We start from the raw sequence: 11,389 nt of genomic DNA, 5'->3' as shown, positions 1-11,389 counted from the left end.
ACAGCGGCGAGATCACCGCCCATTCCGCATCGCTCACATCGTGTCTGCCCGTCATGCTCACCTCCGTTTCCGAAAGTGAATCATCACACCGCCAAAAACGGAATCCCGTTTATGAGTTCACGACCTAGGCGCCGGAGAGGTGCTCCGCGAGCGGCGCCCAGGGGCGCTGATCGGGGATGTGCAGGGTGATCGCTTCGCCAAGGCGCAGGCTTCCTTCGCGCTCGACCCAGGCCGTCACCCCGCGCAGCCCGCGCGCCGCGGCCTTGAACCCCTTGCCGTGGCCCGGCCGTGCGGCCTCGATCACGGGGGCGGGCAGGTGGCAGGGGCGGTTCTGCATGTCCACGGTGAGCGTCGCGCCGTTCTCGCCCTGAAGGCGGCTTGAAGGCGGCAGGTGGCTGAAATCGGGGATGCCCTCGATCACCACGGAGGCGCCGATCCACGCCGGATCCAGCCGCCCGAGCCCGAGGGCCGCGGCCACCGCGGCCAGTTCCTCGGCCGCGACGACGGACAGCTGCCGCGTGTTGCGGATCTCTGTGCCGCGCGGATACTGGCTGACCACGCGCGAACAGGAAGGGCGGGTGAGCCCGGCGTGATCCTCCCCCAGGGCGCCGGAAAAGCGCAGCTCCAGCACCTCGCGCGGCGCGGAGGCAAGCGCATCGGCGCGGCGCGCGACGGTGCCGAGCCAGGTGATCTTCCCGGTGATGGCGGTTCTCAGCAAGGCGGGCATGGGGCGCTCCTCGTCATTGGCAGATGCCCTCCGGCTCCAGATCAGGCCAGGGGACGTGGATCTCGGCCTCGTCGAGGCGCGACAGCGTGAGGGGCATGGCCTGCCGCAGCAGCGCCCGCAGCCGTGCCGTGCGCGCGCCCTCCGGATCCAGCGCGGCGCAGCAGACGAACTCCTCCACGAGGCTGGCCTGCTGTTCGTAGCCGAATGCGGTGAAATCCGGCTGCGCGCCGATCTCGAAGAGATACGGATCCTCGACCCGGTGCTCGGCGGCGGCCTTCAGCGGGTGGTAGCCTGTGGTTTCGCGGTTCTGCCACTGCCAGACGTGCACCATCTCGTGGGCAAGAAACATGGCGGCGGCGAGGTTGATCCGCTCCGGGTAGCCCGGCATCAGATCCTCCGGCGCGAAATCCGGGTTCAGGTGGACGTGATTGAACAGCACCATGCCCGCCGTGCGCACCTCTTCGCGGCTGCCTTCGGGAGGCGGCAGGATTTTCTCGCGGCAGGTGGTGCGGGGGCGCACGGGGCGGGAGTAGGGCACGGAGCCGATGAAATCATTCGTGACCAGGCGGATCGGCGCGGCATCAAGGCTTTCCCCGGTCAGCGCTTCGGTGAAGGCGGCCTCGTTGGGCGTGAGTGGGCGAATGGTGCAGGCCGCCAGCAGCAGCAGGGGGAGAAGGGCGCGCATCAGGCGCGTTGCGTGAGGTAGACGCCGAAGGCCATCACGGCAATGCCTGCGGCACGGGTGAGGCTGAGCGGGGAGAGGCGCGCGCCGAAGAGGCCGAAATGGTCGATCGCGGCGGCGGAGATCAACTGCCCCAACAGCACGAAGAACACCGCATTGCCCACCCCGAAGCGCGGCGCGACCCATGTGATGGAGAGCACGTAGAAGGCCACCAGAAGCCCGGCGGCAAAGAGATGAACGGGCGTTCCGGGCAGTTTGGCGAGCGGGGCGGGGCCGGTGATCAGCACCACGAGCGCGGTTGCCGAGAAGGCGACGGCGAAGAGCACGAGGCCAGCGGCAAAGGGGCTGCCGAGGCGGGTGCCGAGGGCGGCGTTGAGCGCGGCCAGCAGCGGAATGCCGATCCCGGCGGCAAGCATGAGAGCGGCGTATTTGGCAGTGGTTGCGTCCATGAAAGCCTCCGGTTTGCAGCGAGCCTAACGCGGGGGCGTCGGGGGTGTCACCCCTGTTTGGGGGGGGAGGTGCTTCGTGCTCTATCAACCGTCCGGCCGCAGGCCGGACAGCCCCCGCCCGCCCCCCAGGCGGGGGCTTTCAGCCCCCACCTACGGGCTGGGGCTGCCTTCCGCTACCGGAGAGAGAAAGAATCTAAGGAGTGAGAGTAGCAGCAAACGAGAGACGAGAGGTGGAGCTAAATCTACCCTCCGATGAGCGCTCCAACAAAGCCTAAAACAAAGCGAATATTTTTAAACATCCAGTTCCTCAACAAACCGCGCGTTTTCCTGGATATACTGGAACCGCAGCTCCGGCTTCTTGCCCATCAGTCGCTCCACCAGATCGCCGGTTTCGCCCGGTTCGTCCTCGTCGATCGTCACCCGGATCAGCTTGCGCGTGGCCGGGTTCATCGTCGTGTCCTTCAGATCTTTCGCGTCCATCTCGCCGAGGCCCTTGAAGCGGCTGACGTCGATCTTGCCCTTGCCGCCCAGCCCCTTGGCGAGCCACGCCTCCTTCTCCGCATCGTCGAGGCAATAGACGCGCTTGGCCCCCTGCGTGAGCCGGTAGAGCGGCGGGCAGGCCAGATACAGGTGGCCTGCGTCGATCATCGGGCGCATCTGGGTGAAGAAGAAGGTCATCAGCAGCGAGGCGATATGGGCGCCGTCCACGTCGGCGTCCGTCATGATGATGATCTTCTCGTAGCGCAGATCGTCGATGTTGAACTTCGTGCCCAGCCCGACGCCGAGCGCCTGGGTCAGATCGTTGATCTCGGCGTTGGAGCCCAGCTTGGAGGAGGCGGCGCCGAGCACGTTCAGGATCTTGCCGCGCAGGGGCAGCAGCGCCTGCGTCCGGCGGTCCCGTGCCATCTTGGCGGAGCCGCCCGCGGAGTCCCCTTCCACGATGAACAGTTCGGTGCCCTCGCGGCTCGTGGCGGAGCAATCCACCAGCTTGCCGGGCAGGCGCAGCCGCTTGGTGGCCGTCTTGCGCTGGGTCTCCTTCTCCTGCTTGCGGCGCAGCCGTTCCTCGGCGCGCAGGACCAGGAAATCGAGGATGGCGCCGGCGGATTTCGTATCCGCCGCCAGCCAGTTGTCGAAATGGTCGCGCACTGCGCCTTCCACGAGCTTCTGCGCTTCGACGGTGGCGAGGCGGTCCTTCGTCTGGCCCACGAACTCCGGCTCGCTGATGAAGCAGGAGACGAGCGCGCAGCCGCCGGTGATGAGATCGTCGCGCGTGATCTGCGCGGCCTTCTTGTTGTTCACCAACTCGCCATAGGCCTTGATCCCCTTCAGGATCGCCGCCCAGAAGCCGGCCACGTGGGTGCCGCCCTCGGGCGTGGGCACGGTGTTGCAGTAGGATTGGATGAAGCCGTCTCGGCTGGGCGTCCAGTTGATCGCCCATTCGACCTTGCCGGGCGTGTTGAAACGCTCCTGGAAATCCACGGTGCCCGCGAAGGGCGCATCGGCATAGGTCGAGGCGCTGCCGAGCGTTTCCTTCAGGTAGTCCGACAGGCCGCCGGGGAAGTGGAAGGTGGCTTCGGTCGGGGTTTCGCCGTCGTCGATGGCGCTCTTCCAGCGAATCTCCACGCCGGAGAAGAGATAGGCCTTGGAGCGGATGGACTTGAACAGCCGGGCGGGTTTGAAACGGTGGTGGCCGAAGATCTGCTCATCGGCGTGGAACGTCACCGAGGTGCCGCGGCGGTTGGGGGCGGCGCCGATCTTCTGCACCGGGCCCAGGGGCACGCCGCGCGAGAACCGCTGCTCCACCAGCTCCTTGTTGCGCGCCACCTGCACCACCATCGAATCCGAAAGCGCGTTCACCACCGAGGCGCCCACGCCGTGCAGGCCGCCGGAGGTCTGGTAGGCCTTGCCGGAGAACTTGCCGCCGGCGTGCAGCGTGCAGAGGATCACCTCCAGCGCGCTCTTGTCGGGGAATTTCGGGTGCGGATCGGTGGGGATGCCGCGGCCGTTGTCGCGCACCGTGAGCGAGTAATCGGCGTGCAGTTCCACCTCGATGCGGTTGGCGTGGCCGGCCACGGCCTCGTCCATCGAGTTGTCGAGGATCTCGGCCACCATGTGGTGCAGCGCGCGCTCGTCGGTGCCGCCGATATACATGCCGGGCCGCTTGCGCACCGGCTCAAGCCCTTCGAGCACCTCGATGGAGGAGGCATCATAGGTTTGGCTGGAGTCGGAACCGGACAGGAGATCGTCACCGGGCATGTTCATGGCTGCTCTACGGGTTGTTGTTTGTTCCCTCCATTAGAGCAGATTTCGTGGGGCAGGGGCAATGGGCAAAGGCGATTGCCGAAGGGCCGACGCGCCGGAAACACGCTGGATACCGGCGCGCAGGACGCCCGGCCTACTTCTTGTCAGGCGTCGCAGGCTGGATCAGCACGGCAGTGTCGGCGCGGGTGGTGTCCACCTGCTGGCCGGGGCAGGGCGGGTTGTCGAAGCAGCTTTTCTCCAGCGAGGGCGAAATCTGCGCGGTGGCGCTGAGCGTGGCGCCCATGCCGACGAACTGCGCCTGGGCGGCCACCGGGGCCAGGGCGATCGCAAGCGCGAGGGCGGATTTCCTGAAAACGGTCATTGGCTGTTCCTTTCGTGTCAAAGTCGATGGTCGCAAAATGAAGGGCCCGCTAAAACATGGGCGCGGGCAGAGCGGCTTGCATGGAGGCGTGCCGGGTGGTTCTGTCTTGGAAATTGCACAGATCATACCACGAAACCCGGTGTCGCACAAATCTCGTTAACCTGGCGTCAACCAAGGGCGTGCCAGCGCTCCCTTGACGTTGACGGTGGCGGCGGTTAGCTGCGCGCCATGGCACGTGCACCGCTTCTCCAGCTTTCCGACATCTCCCTGACCTTCGGGGGCGATCCCGTCTTTTCCGATCTTTCGCTGGTTGTCCAACCCGGCGACAGGGTGGCGCTGGTGGGCCGCAACGGCTCCGGCAAATCCACCCTGATGAAGGTGATGGCGGCGCTGGTGGAGCCGGACAGCGGCAGCCGCGTGGTGCCGCCGGGCACCTCCGTGGGCTACATGGAGCAGGATCCGGATCTGAGCGGCTTCGAGACCCTCGGGGCCTTCGCCGCGAGCGGGCTGGAGCCTTCCGAAGCCTACCGGGTGGATGTCGTGGCCGAGGGGCTCAAGTTCTCGCCCGATACGCCGGTGGCCTCCGCCTCCGGGGGCGAGCGGCGGCGCGCGGCGCTGGCCAAGCTGCTGGCCGAGGATCCCGACCTGATGCTGCTGGACGAGCCGACCAACCACCTTGACATCGAGGCGATCCAGTGGCTTGAGCGCGAGCTGGCGGAGACGCGCAAGGCCTTCGTGCTGATCAGCCACGACCGCGCCTTCCTGAACGCGCTCACGCGGGCCACGCTCTGGGTCGATCGCGGGCAGGTGCGGCGGCAGGACAAGGGGTTCGCCGCCTTCGAGGCCTGGCGCGACAAGACCTGGGAAGAGGAAGACGAAGCGCGCCACAAGCTCAACCGCAAGATCAAGGCCGAGGCTCGCTGGGCGGTGGAGGGCATTTCGGCCCGGCGCAAGCGCAACCAGGGCCGGCTGCGGGCCCTGCACGCCATGAAGGCCGAGCGCGCGGCGCAGATCCGGCGCAAGGGCACCGCGGCGATGGAACTGGAAGCCGCGCCGCAGTCCGGCAATAAGGTGATCGAGGCCGTCGGGCTGGAAAAACGCTTCGGCGACAAGGTGATCGTCAGCGGCTTCGATCTGAAGGTGCAGCGCGGAGACCGCGTGGCCTTCGTGGGGCCGAACGGCGTGGGCAAGACGACGCTTCTGAAGATGCTCATCGGGCAGGAGGCGCCGGACGCGGGCACGGTGACACTGGGCACCAAGATCGAAATGGCGGTGTTCGATCAGAATCGCGCCCGCCTCGACCCGGAGAAAAGCCTGTGGGAGAACCTCGCCGGCGATCCGCTGCTGGGGGTTTCGGGGCGCTCCGACCAGGTGATGGTCCGGGGCACGCCCAAGCACGTGGTGGGCTACCTGAAGGAGTTCCTCTTCGACGAGAGCCAGGCCCGCGCCCCGGTGCGGGCGCTCTCGGGCGGGGAAAAGGCGCGGCTGCTGCTGGCCAAGATCATGGCGCGTGAAAGCAACCTGCTGGTGCTCGACGAGCCGACCAACGATCTGGACGTGGAGACGCTCGACCTGCTCCAGGATCTTCTGGGCGACTACGACGGCACGGTGCTCCTTGTCAGCCACGACCGGGATTTCATCGATCGCGTGGCCGCCACCACCGTGGCCATGGAAGGCGACGGGCGGGCCACCGTCTATGCCGGGGGCTGGACGGACTACCAGGCCCAACGGGCCGAGAGCGCGCAGAAGCCGGCGCCGGGCTCCGGCGCGGGCAAGCCTCCGGCGCAGCAGGAAAAATCGCCCAAGGCTTCCGTTGCCGCCCCGAAAGCATCCGCCCCGGCGGCCGAGGGGCTTTCCTTCACCGAGAAGAAGCGGCTCGACGCCCTGCCGGCGGAGATCGAGCGGCTTGAGGCCGAGATCGCCAAGCTGACCGAGTTTCTTTCCGATCCGGAACTGTTCAGCCGGGAGCCGGCGAAATTCGCAAAGGCAAGCGAGGCGCTGGTGGAGCGTCAGCAGGCGCTGGCGGCCTGCGAGGAAGAGTGGCTGACGCTCGAGGAGAAAGCCTCGGCCTGAGCCCGGCACGCGCCGTCGATTTGACCCGCGCGGCGCGCTTTCTATCCTTGTAGGAGCAAGGAAAGGAGGCCCCCATGCGCGGTTTCATCTACACCTTGGCCCTCGTGGGCCTCATGACCCTGACAATCGTTTCCAAGGCGCAGGCCCAGTCCCAGAGCGTTTCTGACGTGATCCGCTCCCAGATCGACGCCTTTCTCGCCGATGACGTGACGACGGCCTTCGGCTTCGCATCGCCCATGATCCAAGGCATGTTCGGAACCCCCGAGCGCTTCGGGGAGATGGTGCGCGGCGGCTATCCCATGGTCTGGCGGCCCGATGACGTGCGTTTTCTCGACCAGCGCGAGGCGGGGGCGGCGCGCTACCAGGTGGTGATGATCCGGGATCAGGGCGGCGCGGTGCATTTCCTCGAATACATGATGATCCGGCAGGGCGGAGAGTGGCGCATCAACGGCGTGCGCTTCCTGCAACCGCCCGGCGCAGGCGCCTGAGGCGCTCCGCCGGCACACCCCACCGCGCGGTGGCTTAAACCCCCTTTAGCCCGCTCCCTGTAGCCCTTTTGGCTGTCCGGACATCCGCGCCGGGTTGATCAAGGGGGTACCGCATGAACAAGGCAATCACGGAAGGGCTGGTCTTCACGCCGCCCGCATTCTCGGCCGGTCTGGACGTCTGGTCGCGGGGGGACGGGACACCGGGCTCGCAGACCTACGACGGCGCCGCCGATGCGGCGATTGCCTATTCGGACGCCGATTTCGGCGATTGCCTCGAACTGCTCAAGACGGAAGCCACCCAGAAGCTGCGCTACATGGGGCAGGTGCCCCTGCAACCGGGCTGCTACCTCGAGATCACGGTGCGGGTGAAGGCGGTGTCGGGCAACCTGCCGGGCGTGCGGATCGCGGGCTGGGCCGGCGATGCGGGCGAGGCGCATGTGCCGGGGCTGGTGGAAACCGGACCCACGACGGTGCTGAGCTCCTACGGCGAGGTCGTCACCGTGCGCGCCATCGTGGGCTCCGGCAGCCGGAGCGGCGTGGACATGCCCTGGGGGCGCGTGCCCGTCTACGGCCATTTCGGGCTGGATCTCACCGGCGCCACGGGCGGCGTGCTGCGCATCGAGGACATCCGCATCGAGGACGTGACGCGCTACTTCCTGCGCGACATCGTTTCGGTGGTGGACGTGCGCGACTACGGCGCGGTGGGGGACGGCATCACCGACGACACGGCCGCCTTCGAGGCCGCCGATAGCGCCGCGAACGGGCGCACCGTGCTTGTGCCCGCCGGCACCTTTGCGATCAACGGCCACCTGACGCTGGACAACCCGGTGCGCTTCGAGGGCACGCTGGTGATGCCCGACGACAAGCGCCTTATCCTGATCAAGAACTACGATCTGCCGACCTACGTGGACGCCTTCGGCAACGAGCTTGCGGCCCTGAAGAAGGCGCTTCAGGCGCTGTTTCAGTATTCCAACCACGATTCCCTCGATCTGGGCGGGCGCCGGATCGAGATCGACGCCCCCATCGACGTGGCGGCGGTGGCCGGGATCGACAGTTTCGCCACCCGGCGGGTGGTGCGCAACGGGCAGTTCAACGTGCAGGCGTCGAGCAACTGGGACGACACGGTGGTCACGAGCCAGGCGACCTATTCCACCGGCCAGCCCAAGAAGCTGACCGGCGTGGTCAACGTGGCCAACATCCCGGTCGGCTCGCTGGTGACGGGCGCCGGGGTGGGGCGCGAGGTCTATGTCACGAGCGTGAACGTGGGCGCCGGCACCGTCACCCTGAGCCAGGAGCTGTTCGATGCCGCCGGGACGCAGGTCTTCACCTTCCGGCGCTTCAAATACGTGCTGGATTTCTCGGGCTTTTCGAAGCTGGAGAAATTCGTTCTGGATGACATCGAGTTCCAGTGCTCCGGCGATGCGAGCGCCATCATGCTCGCGCCGGAGGGGCTGATCTTCACCCTGCGCGACTGTTTCATCACCAAGCCCAAGGATCGGGGGATCACCTCCATCGGCGGCGGCTGTCAGGGCATGACGATCGACCGCTGCCAGTTCCTCTCCAACGAGCAGGACATCCGGGTGCAGGATCGCACCACGATCGCCTTCAATGCCAATGCCAACGATCTGAAGATCCGCGACAACCGCGTTGTGCGCTTCGCCCATTTCGGCGTTCTGGGCGGCACGGGGCACATGTTCGTGGGCAACCACTGGTTTCACGGCGACAACGAAACCACGGGGGTGCGCCGGGCCGGGCTGGTGTTCACCGCGCTCAGCCTGAAGACGCTGATCACCGGCAACTACATCGACAACAATTTCGTCGAACTGACCAACGAGCATGACGCGACGCCGGATTTCAGCAGCCAGTTCTCCTTCGGGGGGATCACCTTCACCGGCAACATCTTCACGGTGAACGACGTGGCGAGTTGGTTCAACTGGATCGTCATCACGCCCTACGGGCAGGGGCATTTCATCAACGGGCTCAACGTCTCGGGCAACACGTTCCGCGCGATCAACGGCTCCATCGAACGGGTGGAGGGCGTGGATGAAACCTACGCTTCGCTGGACATGACCAAGGCGCGCAACGTGACCTTCGCCGGCAACACCTTCAACAACGTGAACACCCGTTCCATCAACCCGGTGACGGTGCGCCACACCCAGAACAGCGATGCCAGCACCTGGGTGGTGTCGACGGAGGGCCACCTGCCGTTCGGGGGCGAGAGCCGGGGCGTGGATTCGGTGATGGCGGACGGGGCGATCAAGGCGGGCAGCAGCACGCTCTATTCGGTGCCCTACGCCCAGGTCGGGCAGGGGGCGGACAGGAGCCAGGTGAACCTGCGCTGGCAGCAGGCCTGCGACGGGGCCGTCTGGGTGACGGCGCGCATGGACGAGCCGTCGTGAGGCTCAGAGGCCGAGATCGGCCGGGGTGAGGTTGAAGGCCTTGCCGAAGCCTCCATTGAGGTAGCCGCGCAGCACGCGGAAGGCCACGAAGCGGAAATCGGCGAAATCGATGTAGAGTTTCGCCTTGGGATGCGCCTGCAGGTAATGCCGGCGCATTTCTTCATGGCTGGCCGCCGGCCCTTCGAGAAACCGCGCTTCGCATTGCAGCGTCAGGCGCGGATGGGTGAGCGGATCGCCCTTGGTGCCGGGCTCGCCCACCAGAAGCGAGGCCGCCGGGTTTGCCGCAAGGGCGGCGGTGTGGCCCGAGAGCGTGGAAACCAGCGTCAGCGGCGCGCCTTCGGGCGTGGTGGCGAGGGCGATGCGCGTGGCCATCGGCATCGCGGTTTCGGGCTCGATCACCGCGAGGGCGGCGAAGCGGGCGCCGTCGAGCAATTGCCGGGCGAGCGCGCGGGCGTCGTCGTCGGTGGGGCGGATCGGGCTGTCCTTGCGCTCTGCCATCGGGGCTCCTGACTGATGCCGTTCTCTGATTTGAATCAAGGTGGTGCCGGCCGGCCGCGCTAGACTACGGAAAAAAGGAGAAATGTCATGTACAAGCATATCCTCGTGCCGATCGCCCCGGATCACCCGGACAGCGCCAATGCCTCGATCGCCATCGCGAAGCGGCTGCTCGAAGAGGGCGGGCTGATCACGCTGCTGACGGTGATGGAACCCGTGCCCAGCTACGTGGCGCAATACATCCCAGCCAGCCAGCAGGAGAAGAACCGCGCCGCCGTCCTGGCCGATCTCGAAAAGGATGTGGCCGCGCTGGAGAATGCCGAGGCCAAGATCGCCATCGGCCACCCCGCGCGCGAGATCGAGGACTACGCCGAGAACCACGACGTGGACTGCATCGTGATCGCCTCGCACCGTCCGGGCCTGCAGGACTACTTCCTCGGCTCCACCGCCGCGCGGGTGGTGCGCCATGCCAAATGCGCGGTGCACGTGCTGCGCTAGGCCCACAGCCCCGCCCGAATCCACCGGGCGGGGCTTTGCAGCCCTCGATCTTGCGGTAGACTTCCCGGCAGAGGCATCGGTTCCGGGGAGGGGCAATGGCCGACGAAGACAACAGTTTCGGGGTGCTCCACGCGGAGCCCGTGATCTACTGCGGCCGCTGCCGCGAGACATTCGGAGAAGTCCGGTCGCGGGGCCTGCTCGGTGATTTCGTGCGCTGCCCGAACCAAAAGCCCGAGGAGAAGACGCATGTCTGCCGGGTGATCAAGCCCAACTCGGGCGAGTTCTGGGCCATTCTCGAAAGCTGGTTCTACCGCTACGAAAGCGAATACAGCCCCCTGCGCCGCAACTGGTTCGGCTTTCGCTTCAACGGCCGCGTCGGGCTCTACAACATGCTGCGCACGCTCGCGATCCTGCTCTGCGCGGCGCTGGTGCACTACGCCTACGCGAGTTCCTTTCCCAACTGGGTGCGCGTGGTGCCGGCGCTTGTGGCTTTCGCCATCCTGATCGACATCCTCGTCTCCAATTCATCGGTCGTCTTCATCTCGCGCTTCTCGGCGAGCGCCTTCCGCTCCACCTTCGAGATGATCTTCGGCTACCTCCAGTTCATCCTCTGCTTCGGCGTGTTCTACTTCTGCTACAAGGACGGCTTCGTGGTGAACCTGGAGTTCGGCAAGGAGTTCTCGCTCTCCTACTTCGAAGCGGTCTATTTCAGCATCGTCACGGCCACCACGCTGGGCTACGGCGACATCTCCCCGCGCAACGGGCACTGGCTGGTGCAGAGCATGGTGATGGGGCAGCTGATGCTCTCGCTCTACTACGGCGCCATCATCCTCGGGGGTGTGGCAAGCTGGATCAACGAACCCAAGCACCTCAAGCCGTTCCGCAAGCTGCACCCGGTGGAAGACATCCTGCGCCGCAAGGACGGCGAGGAGGGCTAGGGCACGGCCGAAGCAGC

The 11,389-nt window shown here is 66.4% G+C and carries 11 protein-coding genes; 5 read left to right on the top strand and 6 right to left on the bottom strand.

Annotated features, from left to right (window positions below):
- Window positions 1–124 precede the first annotated feature (124 nt).
- From PSA7680_RS08270 to PSA7680_RS08250, 5 genes are all read right to left on the bottom strand, one after another.
- A complete protein-coding gene (locus PSA7680_RS08270) occupies window positions 125–727 on the bottom strand; it encodes an MOSC domain-containing protein (RefSeq protein WP_085868237.1) in 603 nt (200 codons plus the stop codon).
- Window positions 728–740: 13 nt separating this feature from the next.
- Window positions 741–1,412, bottom strand: a complete 672-nt coding sequence (locus PSA7680_RS08265) for a hypothetical protein (protein WP_085868236.1) — start codon at window positions 1,410–1,412, stop codon at window positions 741–743.
- A complete protein-coding gene (locus PSA7680_RS08260; RefSeq protein WP_085868235.1) occupies window positions 1,412–1,858 on the bottom strand; it encodes a DMT family transporter in 447 nt (148 codons plus the stop codon). The genes PSA7680_RS08265 and PSA7680_RS08260 overlap by 1 nt, the downstream gene beginning before the upstream one ends.
- 291 nt (window positions 1,859–2,149) lie before the next feature.
- Window positions 2,150–4,114: a DNA topoisomerase IV subunit B gene (gene parE, locus PSA7680_RS08255; protein WP_085868243.1), complete on the bottom strand. Its 1,965-nt coding sequence runs from the start codon at window positions 4,112–4,114 to the stop codon at window positions 2,150–2,152.
- 139 nt (window positions 4,115–4,253) lie between these two features.
- Complete coding sequence (locus tag PSA7680_RS08250; RefSeq protein WP_085868234.1) at window positions 4,254–4,481, bottom strand: hypothetical protein; 228 nt, start codon at window positions 4,479–4,481, stop codon at window positions 4,254–4,256.
- Window positions 4,482–4,709: 228 nt separating this feature from the next.
- Here PSA7680_RS08250 and PSA7680_RS08245 point away from each other — a divergent pair, with 228 nt between their 5' ends.
- From PSA7680_RS08245 to PSA7680_RS08235, 3 genes are all read left to right on the top strand, one after another.
- Window positions 4,710–6,554 carry an ABC-F family ATP-binding cassette domain-containing protein gene (locus PSA7680_RS08245; protein WP_085868233.1) on the top strand — a complete coding sequence of 615 codons (1,845 nt, stop codon included), beginning with the start codon at window positions 4,710–4,712 and terminating at the stop codon, window positions 6,552–6,554.
- Window positions 6,555–6,628: 74 nt separating this feature from the next.
- Window positions 6,629–7,042, top strand: a complete 414-nt coding sequence (locus PSA7680_RS08240) for a DUF4864 domain-containing protein (RefSeq protein ID WP_085868232.1) — start codon at window positions 6,629–6,631, stop codon at window positions 7,040–7,042.
- 113 nt (window positions 7,043–7,155) lie between these two features.
- Window positions 7,156–9,441 carry a glycosyl hydrolase family 28-related protein gene (locus PSA7680_RS08235; RefSeq protein ID WP_085868231.1) on the top strand — a complete coding sequence of 762 codons (2,286 nt, stop codon included), beginning with the start codon at window positions 7,156–7,158 and terminating at the stop codon, window positions 9,439–9,441.
- 3 nt (window positions 9,442–9,444) lie between these two features.
- On the opposite strand, the gene PSA7680_RS08230 is transcribed toward PSA7680_RS08235, so the two are convergent.
- Entirely contained in the window at window positions 9,445–9,939 is a 495-nt protein-coding gene (locus PSA7680_RS08230; RefSeq protein ID WP_085868230.1) for a HugZ family pyridoxamine 5'-phosphate oxidase, read from the bottom strand.
- A gap of 87 nt (window positions 9,940–10,026) precedes the next feature.
- On the opposite strand from PSA7680_RS08230, the gene PSA7680_RS08225 reads away from it, so the two are divergent.
- Window positions 10,027–10,434: a universal stress protein gene (locus PSA7680_RS08225; RefSeq protein WP_085868229.1), complete on the top strand. Its 408-nt coding sequence runs from the start codon at window positions 10,027–10,029 to the stop codon at window positions 10,432–10,434.
- Window positions 10,435–10,529: 95 nt separating this feature from the next.
- Window positions 10,530–11,372 carry a potassium channel family protein gene (locus PSA7680_RS08220; protein ID WP_085868228.1) on the top strand — a complete coding sequence of 281 codons (843 nt, stop codon included), beginning with the start codon at window positions 10,530–10,532 and terminating at the stop codon, window positions 11,370–11,372.
- The last annotated feature ends 17 nt before the right edge of the window (window positions 11,373–11,389 follow it).

Origin of the sequence: Pseudoruegeria aquimaris, from assembly GCF_900172235.1 — a bacterium.
Lineage (GTDB): Bacteria > Pseudomonadota > Alphaproteobacteria > Rhodobacterales > Rhodobacteraceae > Pseudoruegeria > Pseudoruegeria aquimaris.
Note: the sequence above shows the minus strand (reverse complement) of the source record. Positions and strands in the feature narration are given on the sequence as shown.